Source organism: Kosakonia sacchari SP1 (genome assembly GCF_000300455.3).
Lineage (GTDB): Bacteria > Pseudomonadota > Gammaproteobacteria > Enterobacterales > Enterobacteriaceae > Kosakonia > Kosakonia sacchari.
Map to the genome: position 1 here is coordinate 696539 of NZ_CP007215.2, position 19805 is coordinate 716343.

At 53.4% G+C, this 19805-nt stretch carries 20 protein-coding genes; 12 read left to right on the forward strand and 8 right to left on the reverse strand.

The window, feature by feature from the left end; translation table 11 throughout:
* Nucleotides 1–2 precede the first annotated feature (2 nt).
* On the forward strand, nucleotides 3–257 hold the full coding sequence (hybG, locus tag C813_RS26360; RefSeq protein ID WP_017457498.1) for a hydrogenase maturation factor HybG: 255 nt from the start codon (nucleotides 3–5) through the stop codon (nucleotides 255–257).
* Here hybG and fucR read toward each other — a convergent pair.
* From fucR to C813_RS26380, 4 genes are all read right to left on the reverse strand, one after another.
* On the reverse strand, nucleotides 248–958 hold the full coding sequence (gene fucR, locus C813_RS26365; protein ID WP_017457499.1) for an L-fucose operon activator: 711 nt from the start codon (nucleotides 956–958) through the stop codon (nucleotides 248–250). The genes hybG and fucR overlap by 10 nt on opposite strands.
* On the reverse strand, nucleotides 955–1941 hold the full coding sequence (locus C813_RS26370; protein WP_017457500.1) for a sensor domain-containing diguanylate cyclase: 987 nt from the start codon (nucleotides 1939–1941) through the stop codon (nucleotides 955–957). Before C813_RS26370 ends, fucR begins: the two co-directional genes overlap by 4 nt.
* A gap of 132 nt (nucleotides 1942–2073) precedes the next feature.
* Nucleotides 2074–2937 carry a glutathione-dependent disulfide-bond oxidoreductase gene (gene yghU / locus C813_RS26375; RefSeq protein WP_017457501.1) on the reverse strand — a complete coding sequence of 288 codons (864 nt, stop codon included), beginning with the start codon at nucleotides 2935–2937 and terminating at the stop codon, nucleotides 2074–2076.
* Between the two features lie 66 nt (nucleotides 2938–3003).
* A complete protein-coding gene (locus C813_RS26380; RefSeq protein WP_017457502.1) occupies nucleotides 3004–3561 on the reverse strand; it encodes a DsbA family protein in 558 nt (185 codons plus the stop codon).
* Between the two features lie 436 nt (nucleotides 3562–3997).
* Between C813_RS26380 and C813_RS26385 the strand changes: the two genes are divergently transcribed.
* On the forward strand, nucleotides 3998–4477 hold the full coding sequence (locus C813_RS26385) for a hypothetical protein (RefSeq protein WP_231942994.1): 480 nt from the start codon (nucleotides 3998–4000) through the stop codon (nucleotides 4475–4477).
* Between the two features lie 286 nt (nucleotides 4478–4763).
* On the opposite strand, the gene C813_RS26390 is transcribed toward C813_RS26385, so the two are convergent.
* Both C813_RS26390 and C813_RS26395 read right to left on the reverse strand, forming a co-directional pair.
* On the reverse strand, nucleotides 4764–6953 hold the full coding sequence (locus C813_RS26390; protein WP_017457504.1) for a TonB-dependent siderophore receptor: 2190 nt from the start codon (nucleotides 6951–6953) through the stop codon (nucleotides 4764–4766).
* Nucleotides 6954–7263: 310 nt separating this feature from the next.
* Nucleotides 7264–7491: a hypothetical protein gene (locus C813_RS26395; protein WP_017457505.1), complete on the reverse strand. Its 228-nt coding sequence runs from the start codon at nucleotides 7489–7491 to the stop codon at nucleotides 7264–7266.
* 341 nt (nucleotides 7492–7832) lie between these two features.
* Between C813_RS26395 and C813_RS26400 the strand changes: the two genes are divergently transcribed.
* From C813_RS26400 to C813_RS26420, 5 genes are all read left to right on the forward strand, one after another.
* Nucleotides 7833–8849 (forward strand): iron ABC transporter substrate-binding protein, encoded by a 1017-nt coding sequence (locus C813_RS26400; protein ID WP_017457506.1) that lies wholly within the window; start codon nucleotides 7833–7835, stop codon nucleotides 8847–8849.
* A gap of 21 nt (nucleotides 8850–8870) precedes the next feature.
* Nucleotides 8871–10445 carry an ABC transporter permease gene (locus tag C813_RS26405; RefSeq protein ID WP_017457507.1) on the forward strand — a complete coding sequence of 525 codons (1575 nt, stop codon included), beginning with the start codon at nucleotides 8871–8873 and terminating at the stop codon, nucleotides 10443–10445.
* A 1-nt stretch (nucleotide 10446) separates the two neighbouring features.
* Nucleotides 10447–11508 carry an ABC transporter ATP-binding protein gene (locus tag C813_RS26410; protein ID WP_025263836.1) on the forward strand — a complete coding sequence of 354 codons (1062 nt, stop codon included), beginning with the start codon at nucleotides 10447–10449 and terminating at the stop codon, nucleotides 11506–11508.
* 211 nt (nucleotides 11509–11719) lie between these two features.
* Complete coding sequence (locus C813_RS26415) at nucleotides 11720–13303, forward strand: rhamnogalacturonan acetylesterase (protein ID WP_017457510.1); 1584 nt, start codon at nucleotides 11720–11722, stop codon at nucleotides 13301–13303.
* 10 nt (nucleotides 13304–13313) lie between these two features.
* On the forward strand, nucleotides 13314–14402 hold the full coding sequence (locus tag C813_RS26420; RefSeq protein WP_017457511.1) for a pectinesterase family protein: 1089 nt from the start codon (nucleotides 13314–13316) through the stop codon (nucleotides 14400–14402).
* 37 nt (nucleotides 14403–14439) lie between these two features.
* Here C813_RS26420 and C813_RS26425 read toward each other — a convergent pair whose 3' ends face one another.
* Complete coding sequence (locus tag C813_RS26425; RefSeq protein WP_017457512.1) at nucleotides 14440–15027, reverse strand: flavin reductase family protein; 588 nt, start codon at nucleotides 15025–15027, stop codon at nucleotides 14440–14442.
* A gap of 212 nt (nucleotides 15028–15239) precedes the next feature.
* Here C813_RS26425 and C813_RS26430 point away from each other — a divergent pair, with 212 nt between their 5' ends.
* From C813_RS26430 to C813_RS26440, 3 genes are read left to right on the forward strand one after another with little or no spacing between them, the layout of a single operon-like run.
* Nucleotides 15240–15572, forward strand: a complete 333-nt coding sequence (locus C813_RS26430; protein WP_017457513.1) for a DUF1971 domain-containing protein — start codon at nucleotides 15240–15242, stop codon at nucleotides 15570–15572.
* A 10-nt stretch (nucleotides 15573–15582) separates the two neighbouring features.
* A complete protein-coding gene (locus C813_RS26435) occupies nucleotides 15583–15921 on the forward strand; it encodes a DUF1869 domain-containing protein (RefSeq protein WP_017457514.1) in 339 nt (112 codons plus the stop codon).
* Between the two features lie 23 nt (nucleotides 15922–15944).
* A complete protein-coding gene (locus tag C813_RS26440; RefSeq protein ID WP_017457515.1) occupies nucleotides 15945–16301 on the forward strand; it encodes a DUF1971 domain-containing protein in 357 nt (118 codons plus the stop codon).
* Nucleotides 16302–16330: 29 nt separating this feature from the next.
* Here C813_RS26440 and C813_RS26445 read toward each other — a convergent pair whose 3' ends face one another.
* Nucleotides 16331–17203 (reverse strand): LysR family transcriptional regulator, encoded by an 873-nt coding sequence (locus tag C813_RS26445; protein ID WP_017457516.1) that lies wholly within the window; start codon nucleotides 17201–17203, stop codon nucleotides 16331–16333.
* 107 nt (nucleotides 17204–17310) lie between these two features.
* Between C813_RS26445 and budA the strand changes: the two genes are divergently transcribed.
* A complete protein-coding gene (budA, locus tag C813_RS26450; protein ID WP_017457517.1) occupies nucleotides 17311–18090 on the forward strand; it encodes an acetolactate decarboxylase in 780 nt (259 codons plus the stop codon).
* 22 nt (nucleotides 18091–18112) lie between these two features.
* Nucleotides 18113–19792 carry an acetolactate synthase AlsS gene (alsS, locus tag C813_RS26455; RefSeq protein WP_017457518.1) on the forward strand — a complete coding sequence of 560 codons (1680 nt, stop codon included), beginning with the start codon at nucleotides 18113–18115 and terminating at the stop codon, nucleotides 19790–19792.
* Nucleotides 19793–19805: the final 13 nt, after the last annotated feature.

Here is a 19805-nt window from a genome sequence, read left to right on the forward strand (position 1 = left end):
CGATGTGTATAGGCGTACCGGGTCAGGTGGTGGCCGTTGGCGATGATTTTCATCAACTGGCGCAGGTCGATGTGTGCGGCGTGCGCCGCGACGTCAATATCGCGCTGGTGTGCGAGGATTCACCGCGTGAATTGCTGGGACAATGGGTGCTGGTGCATGTCGGTTTCGCCATGAGCGTGATTGATGAACACGAAGCGCTGGCAACGCTGGAAGCGCTGCGCAACATGGAAATCGAAGCGTTTGCTCCTCAGCGCTGAAGCGCGTCGATGTTGGCGTCTGTCACCATCTGTGTGACCTGTGATAAATTGCCGATCTTCGCTTCACTGGCGCGATAGAATTTACTCTTATCAATTAACAGCAATGATTGCTGCGCCCGGCGTAACAGCTGGGCTTTGAACGCCGCATTGTGGCGGGTGGAATCCCACATATCGCCGCGTGCATCTACCCCTTCGCAGGAGAAGATAAACAGATCAATCTCCAGCGATTTCAGAAGACTGGCGAGAGCCGGGTTCACGTAGCAGCGCTCTGTGCGCGCGAGTCGGCCGCCCGAGCAGATAAGCTCAATCTGTTCGCGCCGCGCCATCTCCTGGCACACCGGCAAACTGTTGGTCAGCACCGTCAACGGGATATCCGGTAACTGCCGCGCCAGATGAAAACAGGTGGAGCTGGCATCCAGCGCCAGCGTCATCCCGGCTTCTACCCAGTTCAGTGCGTGGCGGGCGATGTCGGCTTTATCCGCGTAATGGCTTTTTAGTCGGGTGCGAAACGGTTCTCCGCCATCATGCAGCGTGCGCGCCAGACCGTGGCGACGCACAATTTTCCCCGCCGTTTGCAGCGCGTTGAGATCGCGGCGAATGGTTTCAATACTGACATTCAACTGCGCCGCCAGCGCCTGGGTGGTAATGCTGTGCTGGCTGGTGAGAAGCTGCAGAATCGCTTGCTGGCGCGCCTGCTTCATGGTGTTTCCTCATGCCGTGGCGAGAGCGAAATCAGGATCTTGCCGAGAGCCGCGCCGTTTTTCCCGGTGTGCTTAATGTGGTACATCGCGCGATCGGCGCGCATCAGCGCATTAACGAAATCATCCCCGCGTTGCACTTCATCAATGCCTATCGATGCACCCACCGATGCCTCGCCATTATCCAGCTCGAAGGGGCTGAGTATGGCGCGCAAACAGCTATGCGCCGTGCTGTTAATCAGCAGGCTGCTGAGCGCAAAGGGCAGCAGCAAGACAAACTCATCGCCGCCAAGCCGCCCGATGACGGTTCCCTCCGGGCAGGCAGCGCGCAGGCGCTGGCTGAGCTGGATCAGCAACTCATCGCCGCTGCGGTGGCCGAATGTATCGTTTACCGCTTTGAAATCATCGAGATCGATAAACGCGACGCACAACGGCCCGGTGAGTTTGAGTTCAGCAAAGTGTTGCAGTAGCGCGTGGCGGTTCGCGAGACCGGTCAGCGGATCGTGGTTTGCAAGCAGAGCCAGTTGCTCTTCGTACTGCTTCTCTTTGGTCATATCAATGTGCGTGCCGGTCACTTTCAGCGGCGCGCCGCTGGCGTCCCGATCGGTGACGCGACCGCGATCGAGCACCCAGGTCACGGTGCCGTTTTTATGCCGCATGCGGTGCAACGCTTCGTAAAACGGGGTCTTGCCGTGCAAATGGTCATAAAACGCATCCAGCACCTGTTGCCGGTCATCTTCATGCAGGTGTTCGCGCCAGACATCAAAATGGGCGCTCAGCGCTTTGGGTTGATAGCCAAGCATCGAACCCCAGCGGCGGTTAAAGATAATGAGCTTGCCGCTGGGCACATCCAGTTGCCACAAACACAGCCCGGTGCCGTCGAGCGCGGCGCTGAGTTTATTGCGCGCATCGCGTGCGATCCGCACCAGCCGGGCGTTGTGCTTCTTCAGATTCTGGATCTGCTGTTTTAACGCGGTTTCAGACATTTGGCGGGCTACGGGTAAATAAAAGGCATTCTTACGAGTTATTTCGGTTATGTAAATATGGTGTGAAAAAAAGAGCAGAAGGTGTGGTGAATGGCGGGAGAAACCGGGCGGAATGCCGCCCGGAGGGCAAGATCAGGCGTTGCGTTTATCTTCGGTTTGCGTGTCGAAATCGCTGGCGTCGTGGCGCTCATGCAGTTGCTCACTCGGCTCGCCGAAGGTGCGGTTAACCATGCGCCCACGTTTCACCGCCGGGCGCTCTGCAATGGCTTTCGCCCAGCGCTGGACATTTTGGTAACTGCCCGCGTCGAGGAATTCCGCCGCGTTATAGACATTGCCCAGCACCACGTTGCCGTACCACGGCCAGATGGCCATATCGGCAATGGTGTACTCATCCCCGGCAACAAACGTGTGCTGCGCCAGTTGCTTATCCAGCACGTCCAGTTGACGTTTGGCTTCCATGGTAAAGCGGTTGATCGCGTACTCGATCTTCACCGGCGCATAGTTATAGAAGTGACCAAAACCGCCACCGAGGAAAGGCGCGGAGCCTTGCAGCCAGAACAGCCAGTTCAGCGTTTCGGTGCGTTTAGCCGGATCTTTTGACAGGAAGTGACCGAATTTTTCCGCCAGATAGAGCAGGATCGCGCCGGATTCGAACACTCGCGTCGGCGGGGTGGTGCTGTGATCGCGCAGCGCCGGGATTTTGGAGTTCGGATTAACCTCGACAAAACCGCTGGAGAACTGATCGCCTTCACCGATGCGAATCAACCACGCGTCGTACTCTGCGTCACTGACGCCTTTCGCCAGTAACTCTTCCAGCATAATGGTGACTTTCTGGCCATTCGGCGTACCGAGCGAATAGAGTTGTAGCGGGTGTTTGCCGACCGGTAATGCTTTGTCATGCGTTGGGCCGGAAACCGGGCGGTTGATATTGGCAAACGCGCCGCCGCCGGATTTATCCCACGTCCAGACTTTGGGGGGCTGATAGTTGTCTGACATTTTGGCCTGCCTTTTCGTTGATGTGTTGAGGAAGTTAAGCGCCTGCAAAGCAGTGTAGCAGTCGTCTCAGGCGAGAATACGTTGCGCCCAGACCTCGATGTCGTCGCCGCTACCGAGGTCGGCCTGCACCAACCCGTTAACCATAAAGGTTGGCGAAACATGAATACCATTCTGGCGTGCGTATTTGCTGTGCCATTTGATCTCGGTTTGCAGTGCCGGACGAGCAAAAGCCTCTGCCAGTTGTACACCGCTGTACTGTTCGATGCGTTCAATGATTTGCTGCGGCGTGGCGTCCATATTCGGGCCGCTGCAATGGTCGGTAAATTCAAACTCTTCGCGATGATCGGCAACCGCTTGCAGTACTTTATGCGCGGCGTTTTTGCCGTCCGCAAGCGTCGATGCCGCGAGGATGCAGCGGATAATCACACCGGAAAACAGATGCCACGGCTGTGATTGCAGACGGATTTTCACCGTAACGTTATCCTCGCCGACATGTTGTAGCAGCGCGTCCAGTTTGTTAAACGCACGTACAGAAAAAGGGCAAGTAGGTTCGATAAATACCTCGAACGTACGTGGGCCGTGACCCCAACTGAGCGGGGCGGCATGTAGCGGTTGTTGGCTCATTTTCACTCCTGATATTTACTATTTTTTTCGCGTTTCAAAGAGTAGCAGCATGCCGCAGGCAGGGGAAAGGCGCTTTGCTGCCGATGCGGTTAAGCAGCGAAGCGGTTGCGTTATTTTGCTGATGCGAGCGTTAAAACGTTGCGCGCTGACATGGAAATTCGTTTGTTAAAATTTAGTGATAAAAATGGACGGCGCTTCTGCTTTTAATTATATACCCTGACTTAACGTATATTTTTTAATATACAACTGATTTAAGTGAAATTATTACTTTATTAAATATCGAGTGCTTATTTAATTTTTGTATGTAAATCATCCTGCTTCAGCGCTATTTGTTATTAATCTGTTTCTTTTGCCTGTCGATAATCGTTATGAGGATCTTTTTTTCGGCTCAGGCAGAGTCATTTGGCGGAATATCTGGTCATTGATAGCGGAGATAATGATGCAGGAGATTCAGGCGATTCAGGCAAGCCCGCACCTTGCCACAACAAAAGAAAACACAAACCATAAATCGGCGGCTCATACGGACAATGGCGCGGCAAATAGCGCTTCGCATGATGAGAGCACCAAAGTGACGCTCTCCAGCCGCGCAGAAAAGCACAAACACAGCAATGAGATAAAAGCCGAGCAGCAGGTTCAGGAAAAGAAAAAGGTGGAAAATCATGAAATTGATTATTCACTGGCGATGACCGGTATTCCGCAATTCGGCGGACGGCTGGTGACCATCGTTAAATATCCGGACGGCAGAACGGAAATGGTTGATGCATTTTCAGGTAAAAAAGTAACGCAACAAGAGTTAGCCACGGCGCAGCTGCAGAAAGAGAAACGTGTGGCTGAGCAACACAAACTGGACGCGAAAGTGGTCGTGCAGCAAGAGCAGGTAACGGCGGGCGAATCTGAGCCGACGGATATGCAATAAAGATCTTAAGTAAATCCTGTCTTATTTCAGGGTTATTAACGTTATCTGTATTAATCCGGTATCTCTAACTGGAACTTATATTTAGCAGTTGTTGTTTCAATATATCTTATATTACGTAGTCGCTGGCTGGTAAATAGAGTCGCCGCAGTCATGTATTTGGCTTAAGGCAAAAATAACACGATATATTTTCAGCAAAATAATGGCTGAGGATATCGGCTTTTTTGCGTTTTTAATGGGCGTGAATAAAAACGGAATATGCCGCCTGATAGACAGGCGGCAGATCTCATCAGAACAGAACGGAATAATTCAGGCCAAAAGTACGGCCGCGGCCTTTATAGGTATATAAACCCGCTGCGCCGTAAGTTGGGCTGTATAAACCCGGTGCACGTTGGCCCCATGCGGTGGTGTAATCTTCGTCCAGCAGGTTTTCAACGCTAAAACTCAACTTACCGACAGGCAGAAGATAACTGCCGAGCAGATCAACAGTGTTGTACCCGTCAATATGCTTCCCATCGGCGTCAGAAAGATCAAAGGTCTGTGTGCTTTGCAGGCGTAATGTCCAGTCGCCTGGTGCCCAGTTGACCCACGCGCTCATTTTCGACGGGCTGGCGCTATCCACGGTCAGTTTCTGCCACTTGCCATCGACGCGGGTTTGCGACTTGATGGCGTTAAAGTTCGCGCCGGTGCTCCATTCGCTGTCGTTAAAGAAGTAATCGACCTGGCCTTCCACACCGTAAATACGACGCTGGTCATCTTCAATATTGATGGTCATGTCGCTTTTGTTGATGTTGATGGTTTTATCCGAAAGCGAGTAGTACGCGGCGATCTGCGTACGCAGGCTATCGCCGGTGAAGCGCCAGCCCAGCTCGTAGGCATTCACTTTAATGCCGTCCAGCTTCGAATCGTTCACGTTGACGCTGTTAACCAGACGGTAGTGGCCATTTTCCAGCTTGTAAGTGCCGGAACCGTAATATTTCGCCAGGTCCGGGATTTCGAAGCCTTGCGAGAAGTTAAACCACAATTGCTGGCGTTCGCTCAGGTGACCAAGGATGCCGGCGTTGAACAGCAGATTGTTGTAATCCGTTTTGCCGCCAGGCACGGCGTCCGCCGAGGTCGCTTTGCCGGTGGCAATAGCTTGCTGCTGCGCGTAGCCCACAAAGTCGTCGACTCTGTTTTCTGTGTACTGGTAGCGCACGCCGCCGCTCAGGGTGATGGCCGCAATGTCATAGCTGCTTTGCAGGAACGGCGCGAGGTTAGTGATGCTGTAGCCGGGATAGCGCCCGACGTTGTAAGCGTTATCCAGTTTCATCCCACCGCTGGCGGCGGCTTTGCTGAGATTGAAAAATTGCTGGTTGGCATCGAACGTTTCATGTTCGGCGTCCACGCCCCAGGTTAATGTCAGATCTTCCAGCGGATTGCTGTTCAGAGTGAGTTTGCCGCCGTAGAAATCGGTTTTTTGCTGTGATGCGCCAATGCTGGTCACCGAGCCGCCGGAAAGCGTCGGGAAGGGGTAATACGTCAGGCTTTCGTCACGGTAGTAAATCTGTGCCAGTAAATCCTGGCCCCAGAAATCACTGTTGGCGTATTGCAGGTTAATTAAGTGGCGTTCAGTGCCGGGGATACGGTCGGAATCAAGGTTACTTTTGTTGTACGCGTTGCCGACGCCGCGCACTGCCGAGAAGTTTTCGCCAAGGAAAAGACCGTGCTTACCATCAGACTGGCTTTTGTAATACTGCGTAGTGAGCTGCAACTGTTGATGATCGTCGATATTCAGCGTGCCGGTGCCCATGACATCCAGGCGGTCTGAGTACTGCAAACCGGTTTGCGTGTTATCAATGATCACTTCATTGCCTTTGCCGTCATACCAGCCGCCATAGCGCTGATAGGCCACAGAAAGACGCCCTGAAGCGTTATCATTACCGCCGCTGACCGCCGCGGCGATGTTCTCGTCGTGATCGTTATGGCTGTTAAAACCGCTTTTCGTGCCGGTCTGGAACTCAACCTCGGTTTCCGGCTGGCCTTTTTTGGTGACGATATTGATTAAACCGCCGGTACTGCCACCGCCGTACAGCGATGTCGCGCCGGAGATCACTTCGATGCGCTCAATATTAAATGGATCGATTGAATCGAGCTGGCGGCTATCGCTGCGGGACGAGTTCAGACGTACACCGTCGACCATTACCATCATTGAACGGCCGCGCAAATTCATGCCGTAATTGGTGCGTCCCTGACTGCTGACGTCCATGCCAGGAATTAACTGCGCCAGCACCTCTTTTAACTCTTTTCCACCCTGAACCTGCTGCTCAATGTCAGCCTGTTCAATGACCCAGGTGGTTTGCGCCATATCCGTAACGCTGTGGTTTGCGCGGCTGGCGGCAACCACCAGCGTCTCTTCTTTTTGACCTTCCGCCGAGGCGTGAGCGGAAAACATCATCAATAAACAAGGGTTTAATGCCCAAAGATAACGATATTTCATTGTTATGGTGATCCTGATTTAACAGAAATACGGCGGCGCTGATCCTCCTGAGCCGCAAGCAATATCGCTATTTGTTGATAGCGATTATCAAGATGATATGAATTATCGTTACCATGTAAACGCTTTATGTAAAAAATGTTGGAATAACCCGGTGATTTCCATGAAATTTTTAGGGTTTTTGAACGGGAATCTGAACAGACAAAGGGCGGGGAGGCACCGGGTTCGATAATAATACCGCCCGGTATAATAAGGTTGCTGGTATTTATTGGTTGAAGCGTTAACGGTAGATGAAAAGGTATTTTAGCGTGGTTTAGCGCTTCGCTTTGTTATGTTTTTCTTTAAAATCCGCAATCGCCTGATTGATGTTATCGGTTTCGATAGCATCCACTTTTTCGCCTTCGAAAAAGACTTCATAGTGGCCAGAAACATATTTAAAGGTAAATATCTTACCCTGATAACGCACGCGCTTCTCTTTTACAGACAATCCCCTGCTGCGCATAGCCACTTTTGCCATTGTATCTATCTTTTTATTTTTCATAATAATTTGTCTTACCTGTGCAGGTTGTTTTGCGATGTTTGGTATTAAACCCACTCAATCTGATGTTAATTTGTTATTCACGGAAAAGATAGCCACGGTTGTCTGATTCGCTGGATTGATAATATATGAAACATTTAACCTCATGTTAAGGTTGTCTTAATCTTTGGAGTGTCTCGCCATTGCGGGCTGGTGGATTAATTCATTTTTTAATTTTTGATGATATTTAATTTCAAACTCAATCTTTTGATAATAATTTTGATTCTCATTTCATTTCCACTACGATTAAAATCCAGCCCGGCTCGTATGTGCTGACGATTACACATAATTTAAAAGGAATGATGATGAAGAACCGCTTTTTGCCGCTCTGTTCACTTGCACTGGTCATCTCTTCAGTTTTTGCCGCTCCCGCGGCGTTCGCCGCCGACAACGACGACGGTATCGTGGTCTATAACGCGCAGCACGAAAACCTGACAAAATCCTGGGTCGACGAATTCACCAAAGAAACCGGCATCAAAGTCACGCTGCGTAACGGAGGCGACACGGAACTGGGTAACCAACTGGTGCAGGAAGGCAAAGTTTCCCCGGCGGATGTGTTTCTGACGGAAAACTCCCCGGCGATGACACTGGTTGATAATGCCGGGCTTTTTGCGCCGCTCAATGCGGATACGCTGAAACAAGTTCCGGCTCAGTTCCGCCCGGCGCATGGCCGCTGGATTGGCATTGCCGCGCGCAGCACCGTTTTTGTGTATAACCCGTCGAAACTTTCTGCTTCGCAGTTACCTGCATCGATCATGGATTTAGCCAAACCGGAATGGAAAGGCCGCTGGGCGGCGTCGCCTTCGGGCGCTGATTTCCAGGCGATTGTCAGCGCGATGCTGACACTGAAAGGCGAAAAAGCCACGCTGGACTGGCTGAAAGCGATGAAAACTAACTTTGTGCCTTACAAAGGCAATAGCACGGTGATGAAAGCGGTCAATGCCGGGCAAATCGACGGCGGCGTGATTTATCACTACTACTACTTTGTGGATCAGGCGAAAACCGGCGAGAACAGCAAAAATACCCAGCTTCACTACTTTAAGCATCAGGATCCGGGCGCGTTCGTCAGCATTTCTGGCGGTGGCGTTTTAGCGTCCAGCAAACACCAGAAACAGGCGCAGGCGTTTATCAAATGGGTAACCGGCAAGCAGGGCCAGGAGATGCTGCGCACCAACACCGCGTTTGAATACGCAGTAGGAGAAGGCGCTGCTTCCAATGAAAAACTGGTTCCGTTGGCGCAATTAGACGCACCGAAAGTGGAACCCTCTGCGCTTAACAGCAAAAAAGTCAGCGAGTTAATGACCGAAGCCGGTCTTTTGTAACCACGCAGGAATGAGTGCCTGATGTCCAGTTTAAGTCTCCCGGCGACAAGCAATGCGGCCCGCCAGGCCGCCCGGCACCGCCCTTCGCGGGTGCTGGTGGTATTTGCCCTTTTTGTCGCAGCACTTGCCTTACTGCCCGTTGGGTTTGTCATCGGTGTCGGTATTGATACCGGCTGGGCGACGGTGCAGGCGCTCATTTTTCGCCCGCGTGTGGGTGAGTTGCTCGTCAACACCTTCTGGCTTATTGCACTTGCTGTACCCGCAAGCGTTGCGCTTGGCACGTCGCTTGCGTGGCTCACCGAACGAACGTCGCTGCCCGGTAGACGCTTGTGGGCCGTGCTGGCGGTTGCGCCGCTGGCGATCCCGGCGTTTGTGCAAAGCTATGCCTGGGTTAGCGTTTTGCCCGCGTTTAACGGCTTACCTGCGGCGGTGTTTATCGCTGTGCTGGCCTATTTTCCGTTTATTTATATGCCGGTCGCTGCGGTGTTGCGCCGCCTCGACCCCAGCCTTGAGGATGTTGCGGCATCGCTTGGCACCCCGCCGTGGCGGATCTTCTTTCGCGTGATCTTACCCCAGCTCCGGCTGGCGCTTTGCGGCGGTGCGCTGCTGGTGGCGCTGCACTTACTGGCGGAATATGGCCTGTTTGTGATGATCCGCTTCGATACCTTCACCACCGCGATTTACGATCAGTTCCAGTCAACGTTCAGCGGCCCGGCCGCTAACATGCTCGCCGGTGTGCTGGCGCTCTGCTGCCTGGCGTTGCTGCTGCTGGAGACGGCGGCGCGCGGCAAAGCGCGCTATGCGCGAGTGGGCTCAGGCTCAGCGCGTAAGCAGCAGCGTCGCGCGCTTGGGCGCTGGAGTTACGGGTTGGGGTTATTGCTGGCGGTATGCACGGTGGCGCTGTCATTCGGTACGCCGATTGCGGTGCTTGGTCGCTGGTTGTGGCTTGGCGGGTTCGATAACTGGCATCGCGCCGATCTCTGGCTTTCACTGCGCCAGACTCTTTTTCTGGCCGTTTGCGGGGCGCTGATCACAACCGCGTTCGCCATTCCGACGGCGTGGCTCTCGGTGCGCCATCCGCGCCGCGTATTCCGCTTGCTCGAAGGCTGTAATTACATCACCAGCGCATTGCCTGGTATTGTGGTAGCGCTGGCGCTGGTTACCGTGACCATTCATTACGCTCGCCCGATTTATCAGACTGAAGTGACGCTGTTTCTCGCCTGGTTGCTGATGTTTATGCCCAGAGCGTTGATCAACTTACGCGCCGGGATTGCGCAAGCGCCGGTCGAGCTTGAGCAGGTGGCGCAAAGCCTTGGCACATCGCCTGGCAGAGCGCTAGTGAGCGTCACGCTGCGGCTGGCTGCACCGGGAGCCTCTACCGCTGCGGCATTAGTCTTTTTGGGCGTGAGCACCGAACTGACCGCTACGCTGCTGCTTTCCCCGCTCGGCACGCGCACGCTGGCGACAGGGTTCTGGGCGCTGACCAGCGAGATCGATTATGTGGCGGCTGCGCCTTATGCGTTGCTGATGATTTTGATTTCCTTGCCGTTGACCGGCCTGCTGTATAAGCAATCACAAAAACTTTCGGGTCTTTAAGATGTTAGAACTGGCAACCATTTCGAAAAGCTTTGCCGCTGCGCGCGTGCTGGATGATGTCAATCTGGTGATCCCTGCGGGTAGCCGCACGGCGATTGTCGGCCCGTCCGGGTCGGGGAAAACCACATTGCTGCGTTTGATCGCCGGGTTTGAAATGCCGGACAGGGGGCGCATCGTGCTGCAGGGAAAAACGTTGTTTGGCGATGGTCAGTTTGTCCCGGCCCACCAACGCAACATTGGCTTTGTACCGCAAGAAGGCGCGCTGTTTCCGCATCTTAACGTGGGGGACAACATTGCCTGGGGGCTTAAAGGTTCGCGCCATGAGAAGCAACGCCGTGTTGACGAGTTAATGGCGATGGTGTCACTGGACAGTAAACTGGCGGCGCGCTGGCCGCATGAGATCTCCGGTGGTCAGCAGCAGCGTGTGGCGCTGGCCAGAGCGTTGGCGCAGAAACCGGCGCTGATGTTACTCGACGAACCGTTTTCGGCGCTGGACACCGGTTTACGCGCCGCCACACGCAAAGCCACGGCGGATTTGCTGACCGACGCGGGCGTCGCCTCCATTCTGGTCACACACGATCAGAAAGAGGCGCTCTCCTTCGCCAGCCAGATTGTGGTGATCCGCCACGGCCGCTTTGCGCAGGTGGGATCGCCGTTCGCGGTCTATTCGCAACCGGTTGATGAGGAGACGGCGCTGTTTTTGGGCGATGCGCTGATTTTATCTGCCGATGTGGCGCAAGGGCGTGCGCACTGCCTGCTTGGCGATGTTGCGGTAGATAACCCGGCGCTTTCTGGCACGCATCGCATTATGTTGCGTCCGGAACAGGTGAGTGTGGTGCCGTGTGATGAGCATCAAACCTACCCGCAGGCACAAATTATCGATATGGATTTTGCTGGCTATCTTTCGTCGTTGACGCTGCGCTTTTCGCAAACCGGCGAACGCCTGATATTACAAGCCATCACCCGCCCGGACTGGCGACCCGGCATGAACGTCAACCTGCAGGTTAACGGTAGCGCCCGCGTATTCCCCGCTGAATATACAGCCCGGTTAACGGCGGGCTGATTTATCAATTGTCATATTCTTGAATCCGATCTCAAAACAATGTTTTTACATGTGTAAAACTTCGTTCCGTTTTGTATCAACATAAAAATAAAAGCCTTTATTGATCCGTAATGCCTGCTGGCATTCACGCTTGGCCACATTTTCCAGAAACAGAAACGCGCGATTACACCGGTGCAGCCTACCGGGAGAACCAGTTTCAGGAGAATGACCCATGCAATACCCTCTGGGACTTAGTGTGCTGTTTTGTTGCCTGCCTGCGATGGCGAATGCGGCAACGATACTTGAAGGCGCGGTTTTCGCCGACGCGCCGCTGGCGGGCGCTCCGGTAACGGTGACCGACAGTTCAGGCAAGCGCCTTACCACCAAAACGCGCAGCGACGGACGCTATTCGCTAGCGGTTGATGCCCTCACGCCGCCGTTAACCCTTTCTACCATTCAAAGCACGGGAACCGCGCAGTCATGTTTGCGAAGCGATGAGCCGCGTGCGCGCTGTATGGCCTCGTTGCTGATTTCGCTGCAAAAAGAGCGTCGCAATACCGCTAATATCACCCCCTTTACCGACAGACTGGTCTCCGAAGTGGCCGGTCAGTTGGGCTATATCGGCCCACAGCAATGGGTTGAGCGCGGTGATAACAGCAAGCTGAATGCCGGTTTGCTGACCGAACCACTGGCTAACTTTCGTCAAGGTATGGCCGACGCGCTGCGTTTATCTGGCCTGGATGCGAAAACTGCCGATCCTGTGCAGACGCCGATTCGCACCGGCAACGGTATGGCGCGGATTTTGTCGGTGGTTAACCATAACCGCAACTATGACAACAACAGCGGCGAGGCGGGTGGTGCGGTGCTGACCGACAGCGCCTTTCGCCCGATTGTTGGTTTACAGAACAACGGGTCGTGGGAACCGTTAGATTTGCCGCGTGCGCTGCGCGATCGGCAGGCTATCAGCAGCGCGAAAACGCGGATTTTACTGGTCAGCGACTCCACCGCCGCCACGTACGAAGTCACCCGTTTACCGCGCATGGGGTGGGGACAAGTTTTCCAGCAGGCTTTTCGCGCCGATAGCGGCGTGGTGGTGCTTAATGGCGCGCGTTCCGGACGCTCCAGCCGGGATTTTTACAACGAAGGCTGGTACCAGCAAATGGCGCGCGATTTGCGTCCCGGCGACTATGTCTTTATCGCCCACGGTCATAACGATCAAAACTGCGATAGCGATAAAGCAGTGCGCGGCGCGGCTGACGTGAAAAACCTCTGCACCTATCCCAATGATGCCAGCGGCAATCCGCAGTTTCCGCCAGGGGAACCGTTGTTGTCGTTCCAGCACTCGCTGGAGCGCTATATCACGCTGGCGCGCGCGGCGGGCGCGACGCCGGTGCTGTTTACACCAACCACGCGGGTAAAAAACCGCGCCGGGAAAACGGCCTTTCAGCAGGGCGTCGACGATGTGGTGGTCAGCACTCATTACACGGTGAAAAAGCCCGGTTACCGCTTTGCCGGGAATTACATCGACACCATCAAACAGACCGCCCAACGCAATCACGTGCCACTTATCGATCTGGAAAAAGCGACAATCGATTTCGCCAATGCACATGCCAGCAACTGGATGAATTACTGGCTGGCCGTGGATGCCAGTGACCCGCGCTATCCCTGGTATAAAACGCAAACCTCCGGTATTCGCAGCAATCCTGATACCACCCATTTCCAGCAACAAGGTGCAGAAGCTGTCGCATCGATGGTGGCTGATCTCATTCGCACCACCCCTGAATTGAGTTCGCTTGCCGACACATTAAAACCCTAAGGAGAGACCGATGAAAACACTGAACTATTCACTGCGCTATTCCGCGCTGTTGCTGGCTTGTATCAGCGTTTCAGCTCAGGCGAGCGAGTGGAATGCCGTTGTCTCCACCGCGCCGCAAGCCGGTGAGTTCGCCACCATCAGCCAGGCGCTGGCCGCCGCGCCTGACAGCGGCACGCCGTGGCGGATCCTGGTCAAAGAAGGGCGCTGGAACGAACGGCTGGTGATTGAAAAACCGGTCACGCTGGTGGGGCAATCCAGAGAGCAAACACAGATTGAAGCGAATACGCCCGCCGGTGCATTAGGCAGTGACGGACAAAAGCTCGGCACCGGGCGCACCAGCACCGTGGAAGTACGCGCATCGGGCGTGACCATTGAGAATCTGACCATTCGCAATAGCTTTGACTTCCCGGCCAATGCCGCGCTGCCGGATGGCGACGCGAAGAAACTGAAAGACACGCAGGCGGTGGCGCTGATGGTGTCGGAAAACGTTGATAAAGCGCGTTTCCGCCATGTCCGGCTCGAAGGCTACCAGGACACGTTTTACAGCAAGAGCGGGAGCCGCAGCTATTTCACCGACTGTGAAGTGAGTGGGCACGTTGATTTTATCTTTGGCCCCGGCATCGCGGTGTTTGACCGCTGCGAAATTATCGCCCGTAACCGCAGTGATATCGCCCCGCCGTATGGCTACATCACCGCGCCGGCGACGCAGGCGGATGAGAAGTTTGGCTTGTTGATCATCAACAGCAAGCTCAGTAAAGAAGCGGGTGTTCCGGAGAAAAGTTTCGCGCTGGGTCGCCCGTGGCATCCGACAACACAGTTCAGCGACGGGCGCTATGCCGATCCGAACGCTATTGGTCTTGCGGCGTTTATTAATTGTGAAATCGACGACCATATTTACGGCTGGGATAAAATGTCCGGCAAAGATAAAGCCGGGGAGAAAATCTGGTTTTATCCGCAAGACAGCCGTTTTTATGAGTTTGATAACCGTGGCCCGGGCGCAGGGCAAGGCGGTGAAAAATATCAATTAAGTAAGGCGGAAGCCGCGCACTACAATCCTGTGGCAATTTTCAGCGGCTGGGATAAAGCATTGCTGGAGTAAAGGATTATGCCCCGTGAGCGGGGGCCATTTATGAGGATCAGTTGCCGTATTTCACGTTAAACCCGAGCGTATCGCCAACGGTAGTGTATTCACGGAAATTGAAAATCAGCGGCTTCCATTTGCCTGAATCAACAATGCCATTTTCATTTAATAGCGCGTTTTCAACCCATAAGTTCACGATATCCAGCTCAGCCAGCATAAAACGGCCTTTATCGCTGGTAGAGACTAAACGGCATTCAGCCTGGATTGGGCACTCCGCGACGCGCGGCGGTGCAACATCGACAGAGGCTTCTGTGTGTAACCCAGCTTTGGCGAATTTATCATGGCAGATTTCTACGCCCCATTTGGTCTGGTTTTCCGACAAGCTGTCGCCGCCGGTAAGTTTGCCTATTTGCTCCACTTTTTCCCAAAGCGTGTGATCGGGAATATTGATCACGGCGTCTGAACCAGCCAATAAATTATTGTAGGTTTTTCCGCCTTTACTGATGCCAATAATCAGTTTCTCGCCCAGAGAAATAGAGGAGGATGCCGCTGAAATATTTGTGTTGCCATCTTTATCTTGCGTGGTGACTAAAAAAACGGGAAATCCATAATAAAAAGAATTGAGTTTGGATTTGTTTTTCATTGTGCATTAACCCTACGTTATAAATAATTCCTCACCCATTTTTCCTCTTTCGATATGCGCTTTACAATAACCCTTTTTGAGTAATAAAAACCGACTTGAAATAGCCACTAAAAAAAGTAGTCCACAAATCATAAAACAGGTATATCATATGCAACAAATGCTTTTCCCCCTCCCGGCAAACTCGCTTTGCTGAGACACAAAGAGGATGAAACATGCAACGTATTGCGATACCCGCGAACTATGTCCACACCCGTTCCACGCCGTTCTGGACCAAAGAAACCGCTCCGGCGTCCATCTGGAAGCGCCATCTCGACGCTGGAACACGGCAGGGCGTCTACCCGCGTTTGAGTGTGCTGCAAGGGGCGATCCGATATTATGGTTACGCCGATGAAACCAGCCCGCAACCGGTAGAGACATTAACGATTAATGCCGGTGGATTTGGCGTTTTTCCGCCGGAAAAATGGCACAACATTGAAGCATTAAGTGACGATACGATATTTAGCGTCGATTTCTATGTTGACCCGAAAATTTTGATTGAAGGCTGAGGTAATTCTGATGACAACTGAAAACAAAGGTTATTCTTTAGCAGTTTCTAACCGTGCGAACAATGAAACGCAGGAAAAGATCTATCTCAAGCCAATGTCGTTATATGTCCCTGATGTTGCAGTACAGGCGGTTTCGGAACTGATTACTGGCCTTGCGGGCGCGAAAGATAATTCCAGTGAGTTTATCCTGACGGTGACCAACAATAATAACGGTGTTTCTGTGGATAAAGAGTTTTCCAGTCTTAATGAACTAAACGATCCGCTTAATGCTGCAGACGCGGTGAAAGAGTTGATTAATATCGTCCGGGGCTATGAATCGGACGAAGAAACTAACGTGTGCGGCTGGTAATCGAAGCAGTTGTAGGAGGTTTTATGGCGCATCAAATTCCTGTTCATTTCCGTCATACCCGCTCAACGCCTTTCTGGACGAAGGAGACGGTTCCGCAGGCGCTACTTACTCATCACAACACCAAAAAAGGTGTCTATGGCCGTTTGTCGGTGATGCAGGGGGCGGTGAAATATTTTGGTTTTGCCAGTGAGCACGACACCACGCCGGAAGTGGAAGTGGTAATTGAAGCCGGGCATTTTGGCATTAGCCCGCCGCAATACTGGCACCATATTGAACTGTTAACCGACGACACCTACTTCAATATCGATTTCTTTGCCGATCCCAACGACGCGCTGGAAGGGAAGGGGATTGGCCAGGTGGTGAATACCCACCGCAGCTAACATTTCATGCCCGCGTTGCGGCGGGCGTTTTAAAAGTTCTCAATAAACCGTTTTACGGCGGGCGAACGCTCGAACTTGCGCCACGCCAGCGCTACATCCGTTTTTAATGCCTGTTCCGGCATCCGGTGAAATGTCACTTGCGGGTGGCTGAAACAGGCCATGGATTGCGGAACGATGGCGAAGCCGAAACCTGCGGCCACCATGCTCAGCGAAGAGGAGAACTGTGAAGCTTGTTGCTGGTTTTCCATATCAATACCCGCGCGCAGGCAAGCGTTGAAAACCAGTTCATATAGCCCCGGCGCGACTTGCTGAGGGAAAATCACCAGCGGTGTTTGCTGCAGTTCGTTCAGCGAGATATCCGTTTTCGCGGCAAGCGGATGCGAGCGGTGTAACGCCAGCACCATCGGCTCTTCGTCGATCAATTTCAGGTTGAACATTTTGCTGTTTTCACACGGCAGGCGTACAAAGGCCACGTCAATTAGCCCCTCTTCCAGCTCCTGCATCAGCGTCGCCATATTGTCCTCTTTTTGATACAGCGCCACCTGCGGATAGCTTTGCTGAAACTGGCGAAGCGCTGAAAAAATTTGCGTGTGAAACGCATTGGAACTGGTCACGCCAAGGTACAATTTTCCATTAATCCCCCGCGCAATCCCTTTCGCTTTTTCCATTGCCGCATCGCTCAACGCGATGATTTGACAGGCATCTTCATAAAACGCTTCGCCCGCTTCGGTGAGCTCAACACCGCGAGTTTGCCGGTAAAAAAGCGGCGTACCCACTTCTTGCTCAAGACGGCGAATTTGCTGGCTTAACGGCGGTTGCGACATGCCCAGCATTTCTGCGGCACGGGTGAAATGTTGCGTCTGCGCAACGGCGACAAAATAGCGTAGATAACGGAGTTCCATATTAAAAACATCTCAAACCCTGATGCTTTGTATATTGGAATCTCTCGCTGAAACGAGTCAATAATTTATCAGCTTTTCTAAACGACTGCTCAGCGAGGTAAAGGATAATGAGTCATGTAACCGGTTGTTCTTGCGAGGAAAGTCTACGGGAAACATTTCGTGCCTTTTCACAAACCCGCCCGGAATGTGTGATATATCAAACATCGCTAATGAGTGCGCTATTAAGCGGTGTTTACGAAGGAAATACCACGATTGAGGATTTACTCAATCACGGCGACTTTGGGCTCGGCACATTTAACGAACTGGATGGCGAATTAATTGCGTTCAATAGTGAGGTTTACCAGTTGCGTGCTGACGGTAGCGCACGGGAAGCCAGCCGACAGCAAAAAACCCCTTTCGCGGTAATGACCTGGTTTAAACCAGAACACGAGTTTTACTTGGATAAACCGTCCAGCCGCCAGCAACTGCACGACATTATCGATAAGGCGATCCCCTCCGATAACGTCTTTTGCGCTCTGCGTATCGATGGCCATTTTCGCCATGCGCACACCCGCACTGTTCCGCGCCAGACGCCGCCTTATCGCGCCATGACTGACGTGCTTGACGATCAACCCGTGTTTCGTTTCAACGGGCGTGATGGCGTGCTCGTTGGGTTCCGCACACCGCAGCATATGCAGGGGATTAACGTGGCGGGCTACCACGAGCACTTTATTACGGATGACCGTCATGGCGGCGGACATTTGCTGGATTACCAGCTCGAAAGCGGCACGCTGACGTTTGGCGAAATCCACCATTTGATGATTGATCTGCCCGCAGATGCGGCGTTTCTCAACGCCGATTTACACCCGGACAACCTGGACGCTGCCATTCGTTCCGTCGAGAACTGATAAACATTTAAAGGAGTAAATGATGAGTAAAGAGAGCCGTACACACCAGTGGGCGCATGGCGCCGATATGGTGGTGACACAACTGGAAGCGCAGGGCGTGAAACATGTGTTTGGCATTCCCGGTGCCAAAATCGACAAAGTCTTTGATTCGCTTATTGATTCAACCATTCAAACTATTCCCGTGCGCCATGAAGCGAACGCGGCATTTATGGCGGCGGCGGTCGGACGTATTACCGGTAAAGCTGGCGTCGCGCTGGTTACGTCCGGCCCCGGCTGTTCCAATTTAATTACCGGTATGGCGACCGCCAACAGCGAAGGCGACCCGGTGGTGGCGTTGGGCGGGGCGGTGAAACGGGCGGATAAAGCCAAGCTGGTGCACCAGAGCATGGACACGGTAGCGATGTTCAGCCCCGTCACGAAATACGCGGTAGAGATAACCTCCTCCGACGCGATTGCCGAAGTGGTATCCAATGCTTTTCGCGCCGCCGAGCAGGGTCGGCCGGGCAGCGCGTTTGTCAGCCTGCCGCAGGATATTGCCGATCAACCCGCGAGCGGTAATATCTTGCCCGCCAGCTGTGTTCCGCAGTTAGGTGCCGCACCGGATGCGGCGATTGACGAGGTGGCGAAACTTATCGCGCAGGCGCAAAACCCGGTGTTTTTGCTCGGGCTGATGGCAAGCCGTGAGGAAAATATTTCGGCGCTGCATCAGTTGCTGGAAAAAAGCCATATTCCGGTCACCAGCACGTATCAGGCGGCGGGCGCGGTTAATCAGCAGCATTTCACCCGCTTTGCAGGGCGTGTGGGGTTATTTAATAACCAGGCCGGGGATCGGCTGTTGCACCTGGCAGATTTGATTATCTGTATTGGTTACAGCCCGGTGGAGTATGAACCATCGATGTGGAACACCGGTGACGCGAAACTGGTCCATATCGACGTGCTTCCTGCTTATGAAGAACGCAATTACGTGCCGGATTGCGAACTGGTTGGCGACATTGCCAGCACGCTCGACAAACTGGCTGCGAAAATCGAAAAACCACTGATCCTCACCCCACGCGCCTCCGAGATCCTGATTGAGCGCCGCAACCAGCGGGAACTGCTCAGCCGTAAAGGGGCGCAGCTCAGCCAGTTCGCCATTCACCCGCTGCGTATTGTGCGGGCGATGCAGGATATCGTGAATAACGACGTCACGCTGACCGTTGATATGGGCAGTTTTCATATCTGGATTGCCCGCTATCTCTATAGCTTCCGCGCCCGCCAGGTGATGATTTCCAACGGTCAGCAAACCATGGGCGTCGCGCTGCCATGGGCGATTGGCGCATGGCTGGTCAACCCGGGGCGCAAAGTGGTGTCGGTTTCCGGCGATGGTGGCTTTTTGCAATCGAGCATGGAACTGGAAACCGCCGTGCGCCTCGGGGCGAATGTGCTGCATATCATCTGGGTCGATAACGCCTACAACATGGTGGCCATTCAGGAAGAGAAAAAATACCAGCGCCTGTCTGGCGTTAATTTTGGCCCGGTCGATTTTAAAGCCTATGCCGAAGCGTTTGGCGCCAAAGGGTTCGCGGTCGAAAGCACGGCAGAACTGGAACCCACACTGCGTGCGGCAATGGACACGGACGGCCCGGCGGTGGTCGCCATTCCGGTCGATTACAGCGATAACCCTCTGCTGATGGGCCAGCTCAATCTTAACCAGATTCTTTGAAAACCAAGGAGAT

Excerpts from the sequence above, each read along its gene's own strand:
- hybG (WP_017457498.1), top strand. The coding sequence starts at position 3 with ATGTGTATAGGCGTACCGGGTCAGGTGGTGGCCGTTGGCGATGATTTT.
- fucR (WP_017457499.1), bottom strand. The coding sequence starts at position 958 with ATGAAGCAGGCGCGCCAGCAAGCGATTCTGCAGCTTCTCACCAGCCAG.
- C813_RS26370 (WP_017457500.1), bottom strand. The coding sequence starts at position 1,941 with ATGTCTGAAACCGCGTTAAAACAGCAGATCCAGAATCTGAAGAAGCAC.
- yghU (WP_017457501.1), bottom strand. The coding sequence starts at position 2,937 with ATGTCAGACAACTATCAGCCCCCCAAAGTCTGGACGTGGGATAAATCC.
- C813_RS26380 (WP_017457502.1), bottom strand. The coding sequence starts at position 3,561 with ATGAGCCAACAACCGCTACATGCCGCCCCGCTCAGTTGGGGTCACGGC.
- C813_RS26385 (WP_231942994.1), top strand. The coding sequence starts at position 3,998 with ATGATGCAGGAGATTCAGGCGATTCAGGCAAGCCCGCACCTTGCCACA.
- C813_RS26390 (WP_017457504.1), bottom strand. The coding sequence starts at position 6,953 with ATGAAATATCGTTATCTTTGGGCATTAAACCCTTGTTTATTGATGATG.
- C813_RS26395 (WP_017457505.1), bottom strand. The coding sequence starts at position 7,491 with ATGAAAAATAAAAAGATAGATACAATGGCAAAAGTGGCTATGCGCAGC.
- C813_RS26400 (WP_017457506.1), top strand. The coding sequence starts at position 7,833 with ATGAAGAACCGCTTTTTGCCGCTCTGTTCACTTGCACTGGTCATCTCT.
- C813_RS26405 (WP_017457507.1), top strand. The coding sequence starts at position 8,871 with ATGTCCAGTTTAAGTCTCCCGGCGACAAGCAATGCGGCCCGCCAGGCC.
- C813_RS26410 (WP_025263836.1), top strand. The coding sequence starts at position 10,447 with ATGTTAGAACTGGCAACCATTTCGAAAAGCTTTGCCGCTGCGCGCGTG.
- C813_RS26415 (WP_017457510.1), top strand. The coding sequence starts at position 11,720 with ATGCAATACCCTCTGGGACTTAGTGTGCTGTTTTGTTGCCTGCCTGCG.
- C813_RS26420 (WP_017457511.1), top strand. The coding sequence starts at position 13,314 with ATGAAAACACTGAACTATTCACTGCGCTATTCCGCGCTGTTGCTGGCT.
- C813_RS26425 (WP_017457512.1), bottom strand. The coding sequence starts at position 15,027 with ATGAAAAACAAATCCAAACTCAATTCTTTTTATTATGGATTTCCCGTT.
- C813_RS26430 (WP_017457513.1), top strand. The coding sequence starts at position 15,240 with ATGCAACGTATTGCGATACCCGCGAACTATGTCCACACCCGTTCCACG.
- C813_RS26435 (WP_017457514.1), top strand. The coding sequence starts at position 15,583 with ATGACAACTGAAAACAAAGGTTATTCTTTAGCAGTTTCTAACCGTGCG.
- C813_RS26440 (WP_017457515.1), top strand. The coding sequence starts at position 15,945 with ATGGCGCATCAAATTCCTGTTCATTTCCGTCATACCCGCTCAACGCCT.
- C813_RS26445 (WP_017457516.1), bottom strand. The coding sequence starts at position 17,203 with ATGGAACTCCGTTATCTACGCTATTTTGTCGCCGTTGCGCAGACGCAA.
- budA (WP_017457517.1), top strand. The coding sequence starts at position 17,311 with ATGAGTCATGTAACCGGTTGTTCTTGCGAGGAAAGTCTACGGGAAACA.
- alsS (WP_017457518.1), top strand. The coding sequence starts at position 18,113 with ATGAGTAAAGAGAGCCGTACACACCAGTGGGCGCATGGCGCCGATATG.